Annotated in this window: 17 protein-coding genes, 2 tRNA genes and 1 pseudogene; 12 read left to right on the top strand and 8 right to left on the bottom strand. The window is 44.4% G+C overall.

What is annotated here, in order from left to right; all coding sequences use genetic code 11:
- The first annotated feature begins 334 nt into the window (after positions 1 to 334).
- The gene (gene folD, locus MN210_RS09800) at positions 335 to 1,210 is read left to right on the top strand and encodes a bifunctional methylenetetrahydrofolate dehydrogenase/methenyltetrahydrofolate cyclohydrolase FolD (RefSeq protein WP_011961032.1); all 876 of its coding nucleotides are present in this window, start codon (positions 335 to 337) and stop codon (positions 1,208 to 1,210) included.
- Between the two features lie 168 nt (positions 1,211 to 1,378).
- Entirely contained in the window at positions 1,379 to 1,855 is a 477-nt protein-coding gene (locus MN210_RS09795) for a phosphate-starvation-inducible protein PsiE (RefSeq protein WP_011961031.1), read from the top strand.
- A gap of 30 nt (positions 1,856 to 1,885) precedes the next feature.
- Here MN210_RS09795 and MN210_RS09790 read toward each other — a convergent pair.
- The 3 genes and pseudogenes from MN210_RS09790 to MN210_RS09780 all read right to left on the bottom strand — a co-directional run bounded on the left by MN210_RS09790 (position 1,886) and on the right by MN210_RS09780 (position 4,750).
- A pseudogene (locus MN210_RS09790) lies at positions 1,886 to 2,992 on the bottom strand (RNA-guided endonuclease InsQ/TnpB family protein).
- A gap of 196 nt (positions 2,993 to 3,188) precedes the next feature.
- Positions 3,189 to 4,292, bottom strand: a complete 1,104-nt coding sequence (gene corA / locus MN210_RS09785; protein ID WP_011961030.1) for a magnesium/cobalt transporter CorA — start codon at positions 4,290 to 4,292, stop codon at positions 3,189 to 3,191.
- Positions 4,293 to 4,363: 71 nt separating this feature from the next.
- Positions 4,364 to 4,750: a DUF2237 family protein gene (locus tag MN210_RS09780; protein WP_110816865.1), complete on the bottom strand. Its 387-nt coding sequence runs from the start codon at positions 4,748 to 4,750 to the stop codon at positions 4,364 to 4,366.
- Between the two features lie 835 nt (positions 4,751 to 5,585).
- Between MN210_RS09780 and MN210_RS09775 the strand changes: the two genes are divergently transcribed.
- The 4 genes from MN210_RS09775 (at position 5,586) to MN210_RS09760 (ending at position 10,041) form a co-directional block, all read left to right on the top strand.
- Positions 5,586 to 6,911: an ATP phosphoribosyltransferase regulatory subunit gene (locus tag MN210_RS09775; RefSeq protein WP_425605652.1), complete on the top strand. Its 1,326-nt coding sequence runs from the start codon at positions 5,586 to 5,588 to the stop codon at positions 6,909 to 6,911.
- 121 nt (positions 6,912 to 7,032) lie between these two features.
- Positions 7,033 to 8,322, top strand: a complete 1,290-nt coding sequence (locus tag MN210_RS09770; protein WP_338412128.1) for an adenylosuccinate synthase — start codon at positions 7,033 to 7,035, stop codon at positions 8,320 to 8,322.
- Between the two features lie 154 nt (positions 8,323 to 8,476).
- Positions 8,477 to 8,968 carry a MaoC family dehydratase gene (locus tag MN210_RS09765; RefSeq protein WP_338412127.1) on the top strand — a complete coding sequence of 164 codons (492 nt, stop codon included), beginning with the start codon at positions 8,477 to 8,479 and terminating at the stop codon, positions 8,966 to 8,968.
- An 8-nt stretch (positions 8,969 to 8,976) separates the two neighbouring features.
- Entirely contained in the window at positions 8,977 to 10,041 is a 1,065-nt protein-coding gene (locus MN210_RS09760) for a ribonuclease Z (protein ID WP_338412126.1), read from the top strand.
- A 94-nt stretch (positions 10,042 to 10,135) separates the two neighbouring features.
- Here the strand turns inward: MN210_RS09760 and MN210_RS09755 are convergent, their stop codons facing one another.
- Positions 10,136 to 11,026 carry an ATP-binding protein gene (locus MN210_RS09755; RefSeq protein ID WP_155587636.1) on the bottom strand — a complete coding sequence of 297 codons (891 nt, stop codon included), beginning with the start codon at positions 11,024 to 11,026 and terminating at the stop codon, positions 10,136 to 10,138.
- Between the two features lie 149 nt (positions 11,027 to 11,175).
- Here MN210_RS09755 and MN210_RS09750 point away from each other — a divergent pair, with 149 nt between their 5' ends.
- Together MN210_RS09750 and MN210_RS09745 are read left to right on the top strand one after the other, a co-directional pair.
- Positions 11,176 to 12,225 carry a protein kinase domain-containing protein gene (locus MN210_RS09750; RefSeq protein WP_241878404.1) on the top strand — a complete coding sequence of 350 codons (1,050 nt, stop codon included), beginning with the start codon at positions 11,176 to 11,178 and terminating at the stop codon, positions 12,223 to 12,225.
- Positions 12,226 to 12,301: 76 nt separating this feature from the next.
- On the top strand, positions 12,302 to 12,496 hold the full coding sequence (locus tag MN210_RS09745) for a hypothetical protein (RefSeq protein WP_241878403.1): 195 nt from the start codon (positions 12,302 to 12,304) through the stop codon (positions 12,494 to 12,496).
- Between the two features lie 171 nt (positions 12,497 to 12,667).
- Here MN210_RS09745 and MN210_RS09740 read toward each other — a convergent pair.
- The 4 genes from MN210_RS09740 to MN210_RS09725 all read right to left on the bottom strand — a co-directional run bounded on the left by MN210_RS09740 (position 12,668) and on the right by MN210_RS09725 (position 16,402).
- Positions 12,668 to 12,752, bottom strand: a tRNA-Leu gene (locus tag MN210_RS09740).
- Positions 12,753 to 13,016: 264 nt separating this feature from the next.
- Positions 13,017 to 13,101: transfer RNA gene (locus MN210_RS09735), tRNA-Leu, on the bottom strand.
- A gap of 188 nt (positions 13,102 to 13,289) precedes the next feature.
- Entirely contained in the window at positions 13,290 to 15,080 is a 1,791-nt protein-coding gene (locus MN210_RS09730; protein ID WP_338412125.1) for a sigma 54-interacting transcriptional regulator, read from the bottom strand.
- 122 nt (positions 15,081 to 15,202) lie between these two features.
- The gene (locus MN210_RS09725) at positions 15,203 to 16,402 is read right to left on the bottom strand and encodes a two-component system sensor histidine kinase NtrB (RefSeq protein WP_110816857.1); all 1,200 of its coding nucleotides are present in this window, start codon (positions 16,400 to 16,402) and stop codon (positions 15,203 to 15,205) included.
- A 455-nt stretch (positions 16,403 to 16,857) separates the two neighbouring features.
- On the opposite strand from MN210_RS09725, the gene rimO reads away from it, so the two are divergent.
- From rimO to uppS, 4 genes are all read left to right on the top strand, one after another.
- Entirely contained in the window at positions 16,858 to 18,432 is a 1,575-nt protein-coding gene (rimO, locus tag MN210_RS09720; RefSeq protein ID WP_110816856.1) for a 30S ribosomal protein S12 methylthiotransferase RimO, read from the top strand.
- 298 nt (positions 18,433 to 18,730) lie between these two features.
- The gene (pyrH, locus tag MN210_RS09715; RefSeq protein WP_011961019.1) at positions 18,731 to 19,456 is read left to right on the top strand and encodes a UMP kinase; all 726 of its coding nucleotides are present in this window, start codon (positions 18,731 to 18,733) and stop codon (positions 19,454 to 19,456) included.
- 139 nt (positions 19,457 to 19,595) lie between these two features.
- Positions 19,596 to 20,150 carry a ribosome recycling factor gene (frr, locus tag MN210_RS09710; protein WP_110816855.1) on the top strand — a complete coding sequence of 185 codons (555 nt, stop codon included), beginning with the start codon at positions 19,596 to 19,598 and terminating at the stop codon, positions 20,148 to 20,150.
- Positions 20,151 to 20,414: 264 nt separating this feature from the next.
- Positions 20,415 to 21,221, top strand: coding sequence for a polyprenyl diphosphate synthase (uppS, locus tag MN210_RS09705; RefSeq protein ID WP_255016676.1), 807 nt, complete (start codon positions 20,415 to 20,417; stop codon positions 21,219 to 21,221).
- The last annotated feature ends 119 nt before the right edge of the window (positions 21,222 to 21,340 follow it).

Raw genomic sequence — 21,340 nt, 5'->3', positions numbered from 1 at the left:
AAATAGTGATTATTCCGGCACATTTTTGCTATTTGACCTAAAAAAATGGCTTTTAACCAAGCGATATAGGCAATCAGCTGTGTTTAAACCATAAAAAGGGATATGTATGAGCTTATTTTTAATGCCAGAAATAAGCATAAAGCTGAGATAAGCCAACTAATTTTTATTAGTGACTTTAAGGGAAAATTTTATAGGGTTTATGGCAAACTGGGCGGATTATTTGACGCTCATAGGTTACAATATTGCAGAAAGCTGCCCCATACAGGGCTGCTTTTAAAATGATTGATTGTGTCCCTTAAACTACCTCTTAAATTTTGAGATGATGGAGCCAAAAATGAATGATGCTACTGCCACACGCCTTGATGGTAAAGCGCTTGCAAAACAAATTGAGACAGAGTTAAGCCAGCGCGTTGCTGCTGTTATCAAAAAAACTGGCCGCACACCTATCTTAGCCACCATTTTAGTTGGTGATGATCCCGCCTCTGCCACTTATGTACGTATGAAGGGCAATGCTTGTAAGCGTGTGGGTATGGAGTCTATCCGTGTTGAGATGCCAGCGAGTACCACTACCGAGCAGCTATTGGCCAAGATTGATGAGCTAAATAACAACCCTGATGTCCATGGTATTTTGCTTCAGCATCCGGTTCCTGAGCAGATTGATGAGCGTGCTTGTTTCGACGCCATTGACTTAAATAAAGATGTGGATGGCGTAACTTCGCTCGGTTTTGGCCGTATGAGCATGGGTGAGCCTGCTTACGGATCATGTACCCCTCAAGGTATTATGTATTTACTTGAGCGCTATTTCTTAAAAAATGGCATCGAATTTGCAGGTAAAAATGCAGTAGTGGTTGGCCGCAGTGCTATTTTGGGTAAACCAATGGCGCAGATGCTATTGAATGCCAATTGCACCGTCACTATCTGTCATTCAAAAACGCAAAACTTAGAAGAGCATGTGGGTCGTGCAGATATCCTGGTTGGTGCCGTTGGCGTACCAGAGCTGATCAAAAAAGACTGGATCAAGCCTGGTGCCATTGTGGTAGATGCTGGTTTTCATCCGACTGAGGATGGTGGCGTAGGTGACATCGAGCTTAAAGGTATTGAGTCAATTGCAGCAGCCTACACCCCAGTTCCAGGTGGGGTAGGTCCAATGACCATTAATACGTTGATTCGTCAGACAGTTGAAGCGGCTGAAAAAGCAGCTCAGGCCTAATAGAGTTCTGTGGTTTAAGAAAGTTAGGTGAATGGGTAATACTGCCCGTTATACTTGCATGAACCCACGCTAATTGCTGGGATATTCTCAGCAGTTAGCGTTTATTGCTCATATTACCCAGGCTGAAATTATTTTAATAAAGATAAAAGGCTTAAGGAGAGTTTGCCGATGAGTTCCCCGCACCCAGATAACAGCTGGCAGCATAAAGTACAGTCAATAGGTATACTTATGATTGATATCAGTCATTATTTGGCACTATTGGTCATCGGTTTTGTGATTATCTGGGCTGCGGGTGCGGAGTTTGTGAGTATTGTTCAAGGCGGTAAAGCCGATTTAAAAGATATCCTAATGCTATTTATTTATCTTGAGCTGTTGGCTATGATTGGCATTTATTTTAAGACCCATCGTTTGCCGGTGCAATTTTTGATTTATATTGCCATCACGGCCTTATCTCGACATTTGGTGGTCGATGTGCAGGCAGTATCAGATACTTTCCACTTATGGTTACTGTTGACCATTACCGTGTCGATTTTTATTCTAAGTACCGCAGTATTTTTATTGACCTGGACGGCCAGTCAGTATGGTAGACCCGAAGACAATGTGTATAAGCTGACGCAGAAGAAGCCGAATAAGCTAAGTGAGTAAACACAGGGCTTAATTGACTTCCTCCCCTCGCTAAACCGAGGGGATTCCTACAGCTAGACGGTCAAGCCCGACCGCAAGGATGTTCTTAGCGGCATTGATATCTCTATCATGCCATGTGCCACACTCAGCACACCTCCATCCTCTTATTCCAAGACCTGCTCTACCTTTTGGACTACTATCACTTATTTTAAGACAGTGCGAACAGGTTTGGGTAGTGTAACTCTCATTCACTATCTCAAGCTGACAACCTGCATACTTGCATTTATAGTCCAGTTGTCTTTTGAGTTCAAACCATCCTGCATCGTATGTCGATTTAGCGAGCTTGGTCTTTTTATTGGTAAATGAGCGTGATTTAACATCACCAACCACAATTAAGGCGTTGCTCTGCACTAACTGGGTGGTAAATTTATGAATTGCATCTAGTCTTGAGTTTTTGATTTTGGCATGGATTGCCTTTACCCGGCTTTTATTGTTTGCACGCTGGGCGACTGCTAATTTATTCGCCCATTTTTGGGTTTGTTTGGTTGTCAGCTTATCACCGTTTGAGGTGGTAGCAGACTGCTTTAAGCCTAAGTCAATACCAACGCTGCCTTTACCACTTGCTTGTCTAGGAAAATCTTTGATGGTAATACAGGCATACCAACGATTACGGCTGTCTTGCACTATCTCAAGCGTATTAATTTGATACAAAGACAAATTGTAGCTATCGAATACGTCTATGATAAGCTTTTGACCTTTACAGAGCGATAGCTGTATGGTTGATTTCAGTGCTTTTTTACCTGTTTGTCTTGTATGTAGATACTTGATAGCAGACTTTTTAAAAGGTATCCAACCAAGCGATTTGCGTTTGGCATCCACACGGTTGGTTCGCCAATTGAGTTTAGTTTTTTTAAACTGTTTACGAGACTTGGCGTGAGTTTCGTTGATGGCTTGCAAAGTTTGCGAGTGCAAGCCTAAATACTCACCACTGCCTTTGGTGTATTGGCTTAAATCATAGGCCTAAAAGTACTTACCTGTGCGTCTTAAATGCTCAAAGCTTAACGCATTAACATAGTTCCACGCATAGTTAACACTCCCAGCTAGTTTGTTTAGCCGGTTTGCATGTTTGTCTTTGATGCGTAGCTTGAGGGTTTTCATAGGGTTAGTATGGCGAGGTTAATTTTAACTTGCAATACTTTAAATACTGATAACGACAGTGTGTGTCGCCTTATATCCACCCCCTGAAGTGGGTGGTTTTACGGCGACCGGTGATAAAAAATTCGCTATGGGCTTTACTACAAAGTCAGCCTCTTAGGTGTATGGCCTTAGCATAGTGTTGTTTTGAATAATCTGCCTAGAGCCAACCGGATTTACGAAACTGGCGATATAACACCACACAGGTGGTTAAAATAACGGCAAGTACTACAAAGTAAGCATATTGATAATGTAGTTCAGGCATAACATCGAAGTTCATACCGTATATTCCTGCCACGGCTGTCGGTACCGCTAAGATACCGGCCCAAGCTGCCAGTTTACGTACCACCTCATTCTGCCCCATATTGACCATGGCCATATAGGTATCCATCGCCACACTGAGCATCTCATTTAGTCCATTGACCGCATCTATCGCGCGCAGTAGATGATCATTGACATCTCTAAAGTAGGGCTTGGCTATACTGGGGAAAACAGAAACCAGCTCATTTTTTTTATGATTAATAAAGAAGTTACAGATGTCTTGCACCGGCAACATAACGGCTCGCATATGTACCAGCTGCGACTTTAAGATGTATAAGCTTTGCAAAATCTCTTTGCTAAATTTGTAAGAAAAGATATTACGCTCTTGCTCACGTAAGTATTCGCCTAAGCTGTCAGTAATCGGCAGGTAGCTGTCCACCACATAATCCAGTACAGCATGTAGCACAAATACCGGTCCCATAGACATCTTCTCAGGGCGGCGATGGCAGTAGGCACGTACCGGTGCGTACGAGTTTGATGCCCCAGTACGTATGGTAATAATGTAATTGCTGCCCATAAACATGGAGGTGGTGCCATAGTGAATGTGGTTATTGGCAAGATACGCGGTACGCACTACCACAAATAGTGATTCATTACCGTAGGTCTCAATTTTTGCACGTTGGTTTTCATTAAACGCATCTTCTAACGCCAGCTCATGAATATCAAAAGCCTTTTGAACCGCTTCAATGGTTTCAATACTGGGATCATATAAGCCCAACCAAATAAACTGACCCTTATTGGCCAGTGTTCTACTGACCTCATCTAAGTCGATTTTCTCGATAAATAGGCCTGTTTTGCGTGAATAGACACAGCAGTTAACAATCTCATTAATCCCTGAGCGTTCAAAATCTTCCACGCGCTCAGCATCAGGGTCATATACCGGCATAGTGGGGGACATAAAGGCGAGAGCTTGTTGCTCTTCTTTAGTTCTCAGATCTGACATACTACAGTCTCATGGCTGGGTTAACAAAAATGCGGTTTTAATACAGCTGTGGTTTTAATACCGGCAATACTTTATAAGGCATATTTTTTTAAGGTATCTATACTCACCAATTCTAGTAAGCTCTCATGACAGGCCTCAAGCTTAATTTTGGGCGCCATATCATGGTCTAAAGCATCCAGCCAACGTAGTGCACAAAGACACCAATAATCTCCCGGTTTTAATCCTGGAAACCCAAATTCAGGTACAGGTGTGATTAAGTCATTGCCTGTTTTGGCCGAAAAGCTTAAAAATTCTGCGGTCATTTTCGCGCATACGGTGTGCTGGCCAATATCTTGAGGGCCGGTATGACAAAAGCCATTGCGATAATAGCCAGTAATGGGGTCAAAGCAGCAGCTGGCAAGCGCTGTGCCCAGCACATTTCTCTGGTTAAGTTTAGGATCGGGGTGATGTGATGACATATAAGAATCTCAGAGTAATCTTGAGTGGGCACATTATGTGCCTACTCATAAGGCGGCTATGGCTGCACAATGACATAAAGGTATGTAGCAGCCTACGACCAAAAATAATACACAAGGTTTAACATAGGGGGGCTATTGCTGATTATGCCGTTATTATGAGCCTATAAATCAGCAGCTTAGCACAATGAAATAGTAACACATTCAGGGGCCTCAAATCTGTTTAAGCCGTCACAAACCAGCTGCATCTGAGTAAAGCATAGCGCCGCAAAATAAAATGCAGTTAAGATGAGCTGATCTTAGTCAAAGCTCTTGTTAGTAACCATGACCTTAAATATTTATGCTCACAAGCTGTCTAAATGGGTCACTTAGCACCGGACAAAAAAAGACCTATTTTGTTGTGGCTATTTGTGACATTAATTAAGGCTTTGTCTAGGCGAAAGCGGTCAGCTATGCTAGACTTAATAACACAAAAAATCGCCTTATTAGATACTTTAAGCGTCCTAATTATCATAAAAACGTGTTAAAATAACCGCTGTAGTCTGCGTTTAGACCTCTAAAGCGCTCGCATGAGAGTGGCAGAAGTATCCTAATCCTAGGCAGGTCGTATTAGACCCACTTAAAAAAGACATCATAAAAAAGATATAATAACTCACAGCAAAACGGTGTACGCCGTTTAATTGTGTGCTCAGTGAAAAAATGTGCTACATTAAAAACAGCCTTAGTAAAAAGCGTCTAGCAAGATTAAGTGCTATGTTTTCAATGGTTTGTGTTCTCAATATCTCGATTACTAATACACTTTAACTAACGATTTGGTAATGGCTAAACTGCTTAAATGATGAGTGTCGCCTCCAAACAAGGATTACTTGTGTCTGACAGTTCTACAACCTCCAATAACGCTCAACGTCAATCTTCAGATAAATTGTCCCATGTGGCAGACATCGATAACATTTGGTTATTACCAGATGGGGTCAGTGATTTATTGTCTGAAGAGGCACAAAAACAAGAATGGCTGCGTTACAAGTTAACTCGGCTGTTGGTCAGCCGTGGTTATGAGCTGATTTGTCCACCTATGATTGAGTTTACCGAGTCCTTACTGGGTAACGCATCAGAGGACTTAAAGCGTCAAACCTTTAAAATCATTGATCAGCTATCGGGCCGATTGATGGGGGTGCGTGCTGATATTACACCGCAGATTTTGCGTATTGATGCTCACTTAAATAAGATGGGCAAAGCCAATAAAATTGCCAGATACTGCTATGCCGGCCACGTTATACGCACTTTACCAGATGGTTTGTTTGGTTCACGTACACCGCTACAATTAGGGGCAGAAATCTTTGGTAGTGACAGCTTAGATGCTGATATTGAGCTGATTGATGTGCTGTATTGCCTCATTAATAATCTCAATCTAAAAAAACACTTACACATAGACATAGGACATGTGGCTATTTTTGCGCGTTTAAAAGAGCTTGCTGGCTTGTCAGAAAATGACGCTTCGGTACTGATGAATTTATATGCCAATAAAGCTCTGCCTGAATTAAAACAGGTCTGTGCTGAGCTGCCGATGGGCAATGACTTTTATCAATTGGCCGTATATGGCCATGATATGAATGCGCTTAAGCAGGCCTTATCGCAGACGGCAACGCAAGATAAAGCGATTATCAAAGCCGTGCAAGAAGTGCAGGCCATGGTCGCTCATATCAAGAATACGTATCAAAGCAATGTCAGCGTAGACATCACAGAGCTTGGATACCATTATCACACTGGGATTGTTTTTAATGCCTACTTTGAAAACGAGTCACAGGCGGTGGTACGTGGTGGTCGTTTTAATGGTGAAGGCTTTGATGCTACGAGTCAGGCGTCTACAGCTATTGCCGAAGAACTGCCCTCACGTAGTGCCACGGGCTTTAGCTTAGAGGTGACCCGTTTGCAGCGCTTTATTAGCTTAAATGAATCTAAGCTAGTTTTAGTAAGCTTCGCAGATATGCAAGGCGTGCGCAGTGATGACAATGAGAAGTTGGCAAAAGATTTAACGACCAAGATTGCAGAGTTACGTGATCTAGGTCACCGAGTGGTGCGTCCTTTAAGCAGTGAAGATGCTCCCAATAATGTGACACACAAACTAATTTTAGAAGATGGTGAGTGGGTTTTACGGGCCGTATAATTTATCTGCTCTTGCAGCGTAGACGCAGCAGGGCGTAGATAGATTTTGGGTTTTAAACTAAGTGCGCCACAATGACGCAATTTAATTTTTACAGTTCAATACGAGTGGTTAAGGATCAGTTATGGGAAAGAATGTTGTAGTACTAGGTAGCCAATGGGGCGATGAAGGTAAAGGCAAGATTGTTGACTTGCTTACCGAAAAAGCTTCTGCTGTAGCCCGCTTCCAAGGCGGTCACAATGCGGGTCACACTTTGGTGGTAGACGGCAAAAAAACAGTTCTACACTTAATTCCATCAGGTATTTTGCGTGATGACGTGACGTGCTTTATCGGTAATGGCGTGGTGTTGTCACCAGAGGCGCTACTTATCGAGATGAAAGAGCTTGAAGACAATAACGTGCCGGTTCGTGAGCGTCTAAAAATCTCACCAAACTGTCCATTAATCATGCCTTACCACATCGCACTTGACCAAGCGCGTGAAGCTAAGCGTGGTTCTGGTAAAATTGGTACGACAGGTCGTGGTATCGGTCCTGCTTATGAGGACAAAGTGGCACGCCGTGCCATCAAGCTGGCTGATTTGTTCCGCCCAGATTTAGAAGAAAAACTACGCAACTTAATTGAATACCACAATTTCCAATTGACTCAGTACTACAAAGTGGATGGCATCGACTTTGATACCACTTTTGCCCTATGCCAGCAGTGGCGTGATGAGCTAAAAGAGCTGGTTTGTGATGTGACTGAAGCCCTAAATCAATTGCGTATGGCTGGCAAAAACCTAATGTTTGAGGGTGCTCAAGGTACGTTACTTGATATCGACCACGGTACTTATCCGTTCGTAACCAGCTCAAGCGTAACTGCCGGTGGTGTATCGACGGGTACGGGTATTGGTCCTTTATACTTAGACTACGTTTTGGGTATTACCAAGGCTTATACCACTCGTGTGGGTAGTGGTCCATTCCCAACTGAATTGTTCGATGATGTGGGTGCGCATTTGGCCAAAGTGGGTCATGAATTTGGTGCAACGACAGGTCGTGCCCGCCGCTGTGGTTGGTTTGATGCCGAAGCCCTGCGCCGTGCTGTCGTATTAAATTCACTATCAGGTATCTGCTTAACCAAGCTTGATGTGTTAGATGGTTTGGATGAAATCCGTATTGGTGTGGGTTATGATATCCCTGAATCTGAGTTTGCTGCTGCCCATGACGGTGAGTTTTATGAGACGGTAACGCCGAAATATGAGACGTTACCAGGCTGGAAGGGCTCAACTGTAGGCATTACTAACTATGATGATCTACCAGAGGAAGCCAAAGCGTATATCAAGCGTATTGAGCAGTTAATTGATTGCCCTGTCGATATTATCTCAACTGGTCCTGACCGTGATGAAACCATCGTGCTACGCGACCCGTATGATGCCTAAGTCTTGTCTTATTGTGCTCAAACGATAAGATTTATCAAAACTGGCACGTCATAGCTTAATAAAAGACCCTATGTTATTTTAAACATGGGGTTTTTTTATCACCCGAACATTTAAGCAATCATAAGTCATTCGTCATCATTTTGGGGGACAGGTCATGGTACAACAGCTGTATTTAGAGGATTTAAAGGTGGGCGACAAATGGATAAGTGGTGAGGTATCCCTCAGCGAGGCTGAGATTAAAGATTTTGCCAAGGATTATGATCCCCAGCCCTATCATTTAGACAATGAGCGGGCTCGGGATACGTTTTTTGGTACTTTGGTCGCCAGTGGGTGGCAGACCGCTGGGGTTACCATGCGTTTAATGGTGCAGACCATTCCTATTGCTACCGGTTTGATTGGCGCTGGGGCACAGATTAGTTGGCCGGCGCCAACTTATCCGAATGATATCTTGCATATTGAAGCGGAGGTTGTTGACATTAAAGCGTCCAAATCTAAACCAGACCGTGGCATGGTGGTGGTACAAATCAATACCTTTAATCAAAATCAGCAAATAGTGCAGCGCTTTACGTGCACCATGCTGGCCTTTAAACGCACCGCTGGCATACCCCCCTTAAATAATGAGCATCTATTAGGGTCGCAGGTATAGGGTTAATCATGCTACAGTTTACCTTCTTGGGCACCTCGGCAGGCATCCCCACAAAAAAGCGTAATGTCACAGCCTTAGCAATTGAATGCCTCAACCCTTACGCCGCAAACAGTGCGCAACAAAGCGGCAGTAAAAAGCCTTGGATCTTGATAGATTGTGGCGAGGCTACCCAGCATCAATTATTACACACTAAGCTGAGTGTTAGGCACTTAGCGGCTATCTGTATCACCCATGTGCATGGTGATCACTGTTATGGCTTGCCTGGGCTGCTTGCAAGTATGGCGATGTCGGGACGCACAGCACCGCTGACCCTTATTGCTCCTAAGGCTATTTTAACCTTGATACAGGCAGTGCAATCCACCACAGATTTGTATTTGCCCTATGATATTGATTTTGTGGCCATAGAAGATAAGGTGTGCACAGATCAGAGCGTAGCTAACCCCGTTGTCTTACAGTTATCTGCAGCGCATAAGCTTGAGATTGAAATCGTTAAGCTATCACATCGGGTTGCCTCATATGGCTTTGTGATAACTCAAGTGGTGCAGAGCCTTAAACTCAATACTCATAAATTAAAACAGCAGGGCATTGCGGCTACTGCTGCCTGGGGTCAGCTGCAGGCAGGGCAGGATGTGATGTTGGAAGATGGTCGCAAGCTGGTCTCTGTAGAGTATACTTACCGTGAGAGTCAGCAGTTAAAAGTGGTTGTTGGGGGGGATAATGACACCCCAGAATTATTGCAACAAGCAGTACAAGGTGCCAATGTGCTCATCCATGAGGCAACCTATACTCAGAGTGTCAGAGACAAAATCATGTCACGACCTGATGGCTTTGATCCGATGCACACCACAGCTAAGTGTATTGCTCAATTTGCGCAGGCGATGCAGTTGCCGGCATTGATTTTGACACATTTTAGTGCCCGTTATCACAGTTATGATGACCCTGAGAGTAAAGCACCTAATATGGCGGATATCCGCTTAGAGGTGGGGCAGTATTATCAAGGCAAACTGTGGCTGGCGCGTGATTTTATGCGTTTTTTGGTGGACAGTGATGGGGTTCGTCAGCTGCCCACGTAAACAGCTTTAGGATAACTTACCTGGATTTAATAACAGCTTTGATTTAATACTTGCCTTGATTTACTCGTTACCTTGATTTACTCGTTGCCTTGATTTACTCGTTGCCTTGATTTAATAACAGCTGACCTATCCAGTGCCGAGAGAATTGATAAGCCACACGTCCTGAGCGACCACCGCGGCTTGAAGACCATAATAGAGCTTGCCCGCGTATCTCATCTGACCACTCAATGCCCTCAGCTTGCAGATAGTGGGCGACGATATTTAAGTAAGTCTCTTGATTCATTGGATAAAATGACAGCCATAGGCCAAAGCGGTCAGACAAAGAGACAGTTTCATCAATGGTCTCGTAAGGGTTAACCTCATCGGTCTGGCCATCATAGATATTAACATTGTCTTTCATCAGCTGAGGCAGCAAATGGCGGCGGTTACTGGTGGCATAAACCAATAGCTTGTCCTGCTCAGAGTCGAGCGCACCATCAAGCACGCTTTTTAAAGTACGGTAGTTCTCGTCTTGCCCATTAAAAGCTAAGTCATCACAATAAACGATGTAACGGCACGAGGTGTCCTCAGGCAGCTCATTAATGGCCTGACGAATTTTGTCCAGTACTTGTAAATCGTCACGAGAGACTTCAATCATGCGCAGACCTTGGTCTTTAAACTCATTTAGTAGTGCGCGAATTATGGAAGACTTGCCTGCGCCTCGAGTACCTGTCATTAGGACATGGTTGGCGGGATAGCCGGCCAAAAACTGCTTGGTATTTTGGATTATTTTTGTTTTTTGAGTGTCAATACCGATTAAATCATCTAAAGACAGCGCGGAGCTAACCTGGATAGGCTCAAGTCGTCCTGTCATACCACCAACCCAGCGATAAGCCAGTTGGTTTGGATCGATTTCAAGCGAGGGGATAATGTGTTGTTTTAAAAATTCAGTCAGTAAGTGAGTTAAAGTATCATCCAAGGTAAGCGTATTTACAGAATTTGCCATGCTGACTCAGCCCTATCCAATTATCATTATAAGTAACAAGCCTAGAGTCAAAAATAGTGCCAGTAAAGGCTAGTGAATGCAAGCCATAACCCATGACACAGTGAACTTAGCCCGTTATCAATTACTCTTTCATTTAACTGCCAAAACCCATGTCAACTCTGCAAGTTATACCCTTTATCAGCGATAATACAGTACCGCTTATACTACAGCGAGTAGATGGTGAGCTTACCCAGCAAGGATATGTCCCGCTTAAAGCGCGACGTTTGGGTTATGAGGCGTCTGCGTCAGATACGCCTTGCTATCAAGGCATGACTCAGGCTGAGTATAAAAATGGCGTTTATATGATTAAATGGCAGTTGCAGCCGCTATCTACAAGTGCTGACTCGAGTCTAGATGTTGAGATGGCTCATATAAAACAGCTACAGCGGCTAAGTGTATTGAATCAAAGCTTTATGCCCTATCAATTTATAAAAGTATGCACCATTCAGATACAAGATGAGTGGTGGCAGCTTAGCGGTTTGGTTATGCCGTATTTTGAGCAGGGCAGTATAAAAGATTATTTAGTCACTCAGTCGCTAACAGAGCTTCAAAAGCTGCAACTGATTTTAAGTGTGGCAAAAAGTATCGCAAGCTTGCATCAGGCCGGATGGATCCATGGGGATATCAAGCCCAGCAATTTTTTGATGGCTATGCCGAAACACAAAAGACCAGATGCTGCCTCTGACTGGCAGGTTGTCATGATAGACTTGGCCTATGCGCAAGCCATTGATCGGCCGCTTTTTGATGATAGCAGCGTTATTAATAATAGCCTTAATAACAGTGTTAATAACAGTATTAATGATAAGGCTGCACTGAGTGTCATGCAAAATCATCCTAGAGGAACCGCTGCCTATTTAGCCCCAGAATGCTGGCAGGGGCAGCCTGCTTCAGTTCAAAGTGATGTCTATGCTTTTGGGATCATGCTATATGAGATGCTGGTCGGCAGTAGGCCTTTTACCGTTGCTAAGGCTCAAGATCTGCGGCATTCATCGAGGCTGTGGGCTGTGGCACACTGTCAAACACCTGTGCCTTTGCTACCGAGCCAATATCAGCATTGGCAATCTTTAATCGATCGGCTACTTACCAAGCACAGCCAGCAAAGGCCTAACAGTATGGATTGTGTGATTGAGGTATTAGAACAAGCGCAACATGCGCTATAATCGAGCAAATAGATATCTTCTGTCCGTTTGAAAATTAACTTTAAAATAAAATGTCATCCTAAAAAAGGCGCTAATTATGTTCTTGGTCGTACAAAGCGATACTATAAATATTCATGATATCAGCAGATTATCTCGTGAAGGCAGTACCATTATTGTTTACTTTATCAGTGGTAATACACCCGCCACTTACCATTATGAGACAGATAGTGATGCCTCTGAAGTTGAGTATAAAATATTTAAGAGTTTAGAGGAAAAGAAGTTGGTGGTTTAGCTTTATGAGCGGGGCGACGACTGTGCGAATAAGACAATACAATAGCGAGGTAGCGTCGCCCTTATCCCCTTAATCCCCTTATATTAGGTTTAAATTTCAGACAATAAAAAACCCGCTTTAAAAGCGGGTCTTTTATTTAATATTTGGTCTAAGAACAACTAACCGGATAAATGGTGGGGCTGGAGAGACTCGAACTCTCACACCTCTCGGCGCCAGAACCTAAATCTGGTGCGTCTACCAATTCCGCCACAGCCCCATTTATCATCACATTAACTTAAATTAATGCTTACTGGGTTAGTGCTTCTCAGTGGTTGTGTATTATATACATTTAAAATCGCTTGGCAAGTATTTTTTATCAGCCGATATTAAAAAATAATCAATTTTAATCAGATTAATCGACTTGGGCCGACTTGGGCGCTGAGGCCTACGTATAGCCAATAAAAACCGTAGCCAATAAAAAACCCACTTTAAGGCGGGTCTTTTATTTAATATTTGGTCTAAGAACAACTAACCGGATAAATGGTGGGGCTGGAGAGACTCGAACTCTCACACCTCTCGGCGCCAGAACCTAAATCTGGTGCGTCTACCAATTCCGCCACAGCCCCATTTATCATCACATTAACTTAAATTAATGCTTACTGGGTTAGTGCTTCTCAGTGGTTGTGTATTATATACATTTAAAATCGCTTGGCAAGTATTTTTTTTAATTTTTCGACGTTTTTTAAGGTTAAATCGCAAAACAGCGTTAGTTTTTATAGCGTTTATGCGATTTTGGCTTTCAATAAACGCTCTATTAATCATCCTCTAACCCAAGCAGCTTTATCTTGCGAGTTAAGGTATTGCGCCCCCATCCGAGTAGGTCAGCAGCTTCACCTTTTCGACCTTTGCTGTATTCAAGCGCCACGCGAATCAATATTTTTTCAAATGTGGGAGTGGCCTGCTGCAAAATTTCGGTTTGTCCTTGCTGCAAAGCGGTATGGGCCCAATTTTGTAGCTGATCTTGCCAGCTATGGGCGCTGTTCACTAAGGCGGGCGGTGTGATTGTGACTGAGGCGGTGCTGGTTTGTCGGTGCTCATCAGACTGAGCGGTTGCCGCAAAGCTTGGAGAATTGCCTTGTGTATAAGACGCCGCAGATGCAGTGGTGCTGGGTGCGGCAAAATCTGGGCTATTATTTGGCAGGTTGCTGAGAGTTTGCAGGCCTTGACCCTCTAGTGCTTGAGGGTTTGCGGCATGAGCCAGATAGTGCTGTGCAAACTCGGTTAAATCAGGAGGCAAATCCTCCACACCGAGCCTCTCTCCTGTGGCCATCACGGTAATCCAGCGGCAAGCATTTTCAAGTTGACGTACATTTCCTGGCCAATCAAAGGCTTGCATAATATGTAGCGCCTCTGTAGTCAGCTGTTTTTTATCGGTTTTCATCTCAGTGGCCGCTTTGCTCATAAAGAACTCAACCAAATCAGGTATGTCATCGGGGCGCGCTCGTAGCGGCGGTAGCGGCAGTCGAATGACATTTAAGCGATAAAATAAATCTTCACGAAACTTGCCTTCTTTCACCAATTGTTCAAGGTTTTGGTGGGTGGCGGCAATGATGCGCACATCGACAGTAATCGGCTTTTGACCGCCCACTCGAAAGAATTCACCATTGGCTAAGACCCGTAGCAGCCGAGTCTGGGTGCTAAAAGGCATGTCACCGATTTCGTCCAAAAACAGTGTCCCACCATTGGCCTGCTCAAAGCGGCCATGTCGCAAGGTGGTGGCTCCGGTAAATGCCCCTTTTTCATGACCGAACAGCTCAGATTCTATTAACTCATGCGGAATAGCGGCCATATTAAGCGCAATAAAGGGCTTTTTTTGACGCGGTGAGTTTTGATGCAGCGCACCGGCCACCAGCTCCTTGCCCGTGCCTGACTCCCCAGTGATTAAGACAGTAATCGGCGAGGAGGCCAAGCGGCCAATGGCACGAAACACAGTTTGCATTGCTGGGGATTGACCGATGATAGGGGTAGATTCGCTTGCCGCTGAGGCTTTAGTCGCTACAGGGGTACCTTTTTTGGTAGCAGGTTGTTTTTTTATCTCTGATGACGGCGCGGTATTAGGGCGCTGCATAGCCTCTTTTTTATCTGAAGCAGCACTTGGCACCTCTGAGTCTTCTGCCACTATGGCGTTGTCTACTAAGGCCACTGCCGGATTGGTGGTAATGGCTTTTTTAACCACACAGATTGCATGATCTAAATCAAAAGGCTTGGGCAGATATTCAAAAGCACCGGTGTCATAGCTGTCAACTGCGGATTTTAAGTCTGAGTGAGCCGTCATGATAATGACAGGTAGGCTGGGGAAGTTGGTGTGCATCCACTGACTAAAAGACAGTCCATCCATCATCGGCATGCGAATGTCAGTTAATATCACATCAGGCAATATGTCTTTTGGCTCACTGCCATTTAATACACTATTTAACCTAGCCCAGGCCCCTTTGGCATTGCTAAAAGCTTGCACTTGCAAGCCGGCATCACTAAAGGAGTCCTCTAAAATAAGTCTTAAAGCAGGATCATCATCGATTAACCATAAGCTGTGTTTTGTTGTCATTGTCTGAGTTTCCATTGTCGTGAATATTTAGCAAGTAATTGGCAGTTTGCAGAGGATAACTTTTGCAGAGGATAACTAAGGGGCAGGGGGCATCCTCTATTTGCAGCTTTGAGTCCAGCTCATCAGTGAGCATCCGGCGCCGCCTTCGGTGTTAATTGCAGCGGCAAATAAATATTAAACTGGGTATCCCCCGGCTGTGAATGCACCTCAATAGCGCCCTCATGACTATGCAAAATCTCTTGTACTAAGGCCAATCCAAGCCCCGTACCATTAGCACGCCCCGTCACTAAAGGAAAAAATATGCGACCAATTAAATCGCTATTAATGCCGGCGCCATTGTCTTCAATACTCACTTTAATCACTTGACGATGATGCACTGTGCCAATGGTGTATTGATGCTCAATGCGGGTGGTAACTTTAAGCTGTGGCTGATAGTCAGCAGCAAGCAGACTGGTGTCTTGCTCAAGCATCGCCTCACACGCATTGTTAACTAAGTTCAAAAACACTTGAATCAGCTGGTTTTTATCAGCAGTAAGCTCCGGTAGCGATAAGTCATAATCCCTCTGGATGCAGACTTTAGGATACTGAGTCTGTGTTAATAGCAGCACATGCTCTAGCGGCTCGTGGATATTTATTTGCTGCAAATCAGGCAATTGATTGGAGCCCAAGAGCTGTTCAATAAGCTGGGTGAGCCGATCGGTTTCGCTGATGACAATATTGGCATAAGTGGTCAGTTTTTTGGCATCCACTTGCGTCATCTCGCCTAACTGATCTGAGGGCAATTTAGTATGCTGAGTTTGCTTAATTAACAGCTGCGCTGCCCCGCGAATACCCGCCAATGGGTTTTTGACCTCGTGCGCCACTGAGCGTAGCATTTCACGAGATACATCGTGCTGCTCTTGTAGCCGCTGCTCTTTATCTAGCCGGCTTTGGCGATCGCCTTGCCATATCTCAATCAAAAAATAAACCCGATCCTCTTGCTCGATAGGCGTCACGCTATAATGCACATATAAAGGATAAATAACGCCTCGAATATGACGGCTGTATTCAATAAAAGGCTGACGATAATCACAAGCATTGTGAAACTGGGTACGCAGCTTGTCTTGAGCCTCTGCTAATTCGGCTATACTTAGCTCTGCACCACTTTCGTTGGCACTGGGCATCAGTAGCTGCAGTACATTAAGCCCGATAAGACGGGTCTTACTGACCGATAACAACTGCTCGATTTGGCCATTTACCCATTCGATAGTCAGATCATCAGCGACCCAGAGCACACCGGTATAGAGGTTTTGCAGTAATAAAAGGGTATTTGAGGGGGTCATAAATATGCTTTTAATAAGAGTTATGATAAAAGGTGCAAGAATAGTACCAAGTCCTATATCAGCTTAATCCACAACTTGCGCCAAATTGGCTCATCTTACTTAGCCAATCCGCTAAGATTGTGCTCATAAATAGTGCAAATAAGGGTGATATTGATTTATTTTAGTGCATAACTAGTCTTGTTAATGTTGTTTTTTGACTATTTTGCTCTAAATCATAACGTTACTATGACCAAGGGGGTAGCAGGCAAGGTGAGAGGTTATATAGGCTGCTTGATGCCATATCCCGCTGGGTCTAGTAGATGAAAAACATATGAATAACGCATTCGTGCTAGTATAGCGGTGTTAAAATTCGTACAATGCACCACAAAATTTTAGTGTTAGCACACTACCTCAATGTCATGTCAGTTATGTCAGCCTATCTTCTTTCAATCCACTATTCTTAAAAGTATTTGTCTATGCCAAGCAAAAACCCAGCCGATACGGTTTCTATCTATGTGCCAGGTGCGTCCATTAATTCTCAAACAGCGTCAGACAGCACTCAATCTGCTGCCAGTGCTTATCATCACAAAGCCAACCACAATCAAAATCGCAGTATAGAACAAAGTGCTCAGCAAGCCACTGAACAGTCGCTGCATACTGACGAAACTGTGGCACCAAAAGTGGGCTTTGTCTCATTGGGCTGTCCTAAGGCCTTAGTCGATAGTGAGCGCATTATCACTGAGCTGACCCGTGATGGGTACCGTGTTGCCTCAGATTATAATGGTGCCGACTTAGTGGTCGTTAATACCTGTGGTTTTATTGAGTCTGCAGTGCAAGAATCACTCGATGCCATTGGTGAGGCACTTAATAAAAATGGCAAAGTGATTGTCACCGGCTGCTTGGGTAAAGATGCGCAAAAAATCCGCGACATGCACCCTGCCGTACTGGCAGTGACTGGTGCTCACGCTTATGACGAGGTCATTACGGCAGTATCAACACATGCCCCCATGCCTCAGGCTATTCAAGATAAAAAAGCTTATGATCCCAAGATTGATTTGATTGACTTAGCTGGCGTGAAGCTCACGCCAAGTCACTATGCTTATCTTAAAATCTCAGAGGGCTGTAACCACCGCTGTACGTTTTGTATCATTCCAAGCCTACGTGGGGACTTAGTATCACGTCCTATTGAGCAGGTAATGGGTGAGGCGATGGCGCTAAAAAAAGCGGGTGTGAAAGAGATTTTAGTCATCTCACAAGACACCTCAGCTTATGGCGTTGATTTAAAATATAAGACCTCTTTTTGGGACGGTATGCCGCTTAAGTCTAAGTTTTTTGACCTGTGTCAAGCATTGGCAAAAGTAGGTATCTGGGTGCGTCTACATTATGTCTATCCTTATCCGCATGTGGATAAGGTGGTCGAGCTTATGGCCAAGCCTGGCGACCGCGGTGGCTTACTGCCGTATTTGGACATTCCTTTGCAGCATGCCAGTCCAAGCGTTCTAAAAGCCATGAAACGCCCTGCGCACAGTGAAAATACGCTGGCTCGTATTCAAAAATGGCGCGAAATTAATCCCGATATTGTGATTCGCTCTACCTTCGTGGTCGGATTCCCAGGAGAGACAGAAGAAGACTTTGAGTACTTACTTGAGTGGTTAAAACAGGCCAAGCTTGATCGAGTGGGCTGCTTTACTTATTCAGAAATTGAAGGTGCGGTGGCCAATGACTTGCCAAATCCAGTGCCTGAAGCAATAAAACAAGAGCGTTACGAGCGCTTTATGGCCGTACAGCAGCAAATCTCTGAGCAAAAACTGCAAGAAAAAGTGGGCAAAACCATGACCGTATTGGTCGATGAGATTGACACAGAAGAGCAAATTGCCATTTGTCGCAGCTATGCTGATGCCCCTGAGATTGACGGCCATGTATATGTCGATAATATCGTGCAGAACGGCATGATGATGGTTAAGGTTGGTGATATGCTGACGGTCACCATCGATGAGGCCAGTGAGTATGATTTATTTGCCTCTTATGATGCGGTGCAAGCTTTGGCTTAAGGCACTTGTTACCTATTTTTTAGCTGCGAAGCTTTGGCAAAATCAAGCTCAGCAGCCGTTTATCGGGCTATGGACTGCCCCAGTATCAAAATAGCGCTATAAGCAGATAGCGTTTTTTGGTAAACTTTACCGAATTTAGCTTAATTTTTCGTTCGTTTTTTATTTGGCTGAATATTTACTCTTCTATTTAGTTTTTATTTGGCTTTGAGACGGCTTTTAGCCAGCCAAAAATGTCGCAAAAAATGCAAGCCTAATCCATAGTAACTAAATTGGTCCAAACAATATAGCAAGGTGCCTTATGTCTGACAAAAACCCGCAGTATTCACGTATTTTACTTAAGCTATCAGGAGAAGCCTTAGCTGGTGGTCTGGGAATGGGAATTGATACGTCCGTTCTGGACAAAATGAGCCTAGCCATTGCTCATTTGTGCGGTTTGGGGGTGCAAGTAGGTATCGTTGTGGGCGGCGGCAACTTATATCGTGGCAGCCAACTTCAAAAAGAGGGGTTGGTAGGGCGTGTTACAGGCGATCAAATGGGTATGTTGGCGACCGTAATGAATGGTCTGGCCATGCGTGATGCTCTAGAGCGCCGCAATATTAATACCCGTTTGATGTCTGCACTGCCTATCGGTGAGGTGACTGAAAGCTACAGTAGCCGCAATGCCATTCGTTATCTAAAAAATGGGGATGTGTGTATCTTTGTGGCTGGCACCGGCAACCCATTTTTTACCACTGATACCGCCGCTTGCTTACGTGGCATTGAGATTGAAGCGGGCGTTATCCTAAAAGCCACTAAGGTGGATGGCGTATACGATAAAGATCCTAGTGAGCATGCAGATGCCAAGAAGTATGATGCGCTGACCTTTGATGAAGTACTTGAGCAAAAACTTGGGGTTATGGATCTAACGGCCATCGCCTTATGCCGTGAGCACAATGTGCCGCTACAAGTATTTGATATGAATAAGCCTAATTCGTTATTGAACGTAATTATGGGTGAAAATGAAGGCACGCGCGTTTTTCACTAAGTCGCTGATAGCCACCCATTGGTTTTACTGAGTTAAATAATAACCCGGCTACTTTGATCGTTAATGGCTCAAAACCGTTAATGGCTCAAAATAGTCGGACAAGCTTGATTGATAACTGTTTAGCTATAAAGGATAGATTATGATTAATGATATTAAAAAAGACGGTGAAGACCGTATGAAAAAAACCCTAGAAGCATTAGAGAATGCTTTTAGCAAAGTACGTACTGGCCGTGCCCATCCCGGCATGCTATCTGGGGTAATGGTGAGCTACTATGGCGCTGATACGCCGCTAAACCAAGTGGCCAGCGTTAACGTTGAAGACTCACGTACGCTATTGGTTCAGCCTTTTGAACGCTCAATGGTACAAGCTGTAGACAAAGCAATTCGTGAGGCAGACTTGGGTCTAAACCCAATGACAGCCGATGTGATTCGCGTGCCTATGCCTGCATTGACGGAAGAGACCCGCCGTGACATGCAAAAGCTTGCCCGTGGTGAAGCCGAAAACAGCCGTGTGTCTATTCGCAACGTACGCCGCGATATGCTTAATGATATTAAAGAGTTGGCTAAAGAAAAAGAAATCAGTGAAGATGACGAGCGCCGCGCCAGTGACGACATCCAAAAAATCACTGACAAATATATCGCAAGCATCGATAGCAAGCTTGAAGCCAAAGAAAAAGAGCTGATGGAAGTATAAGTCAAGCCATAACACGCAAGCTGTGCCAAGCTAATTGGTGAGACGCTAATGAGCACCGCTGTGGTTGATAATGACCCAAAACAGCACAGCCTTGCAGAAAACCTAGCGGACCGGCTCAAGTGAGTGGTTCGCTAGGTTTGCCTTATTAGGTTGTATTGAGCCTATGTCTTAAGGGCTAGCGCTAGGCAGATGTTATTCCTATTGCTCACTTAGATCTAGGCTAATGCAACCCACATTCACCAAGACAATCAGATAAAGATTATTATGACTGAGCCTGTATCTTCAAATCCCCTAAACCCTGATGATTCCCTGACTGTGCCTGCAGTATTGCCCAAGCACATCGCCATTATTATGGATGGTAACAACCGCTATGCAAAAGCGCATGGCATGGCAAAGGGTCAAGGGCATGTGGCGGGCAAGGAGTCTTTAGATCCGCTGGTCGAGTACTGTGTAAAAATCGGTATTGAGGTCCTGACTGTTTTTGCCTTTTCGAGTGAAAACTGGCAGCGTCCGCCCAGTGAAGTGGCATTGTTAATGCGCTTATTGTCGGCTACCATTACCGAACAGATGCCGCGGATGCAAAAGTATAATATTCGTTTAAGATTTATTGGTGATAGAAGTCAATTAAGCGAAGAGCTGCAAGCACAAATGGCGGATGCAGAAGCAAAAACGGCTGCTCATGACGCGATGACTTTGGTGATTGCGATTAGTTATGGTGGGCAGTGGGACATTGCCAATGCAGCGCATCAGTTAGCGCAGCAAGTGGCCCAAGGGACATTGGCGGCTGAAGATATCACTGTGGCCACTTTGGGTCAAAAGGTGCAACTGGCTGATGTTCCCGACGTGGATATGCTCATTCGTACGGGTGGCGAGTATCGAATTTCTAACTTCTTATTGTGGCAATCAGCTTATGCCGAACTGTTCTTCACCGACACACTCTGGCCTGATTTTGCTGCCAAAGAGCTGAATAGCATGTTGTTTGAATTCTCCCGCCGTCAGCGCCGCTTTGGTAAGACCAGTGAGCAGGTAGAGGGTAGCGTACAAAGCTCAGCAGATACACATGCTAAGTGATGCTCTGGTGATTTATGTGGTAAAAGTCATGTATCAAAATTAAGGGGACTTATCTAGAATCCTTACAGCATGATGCAATCATAATTTGAACCCCAATCATAAAATAAAAAAGGTATCTA

This window comes from Psychrobacter raelei (assembly GCF_022631235.3).
GTDB lineage: Bacteria > Pseudomonadota > Gammaproteobacteria > Pseudomonadales > Moraxellaceae > Psychrobacter > Psychrobacter raelei.
This window is presented reverse-complemented; position numbering and strand designations above follow the sequence as displayed.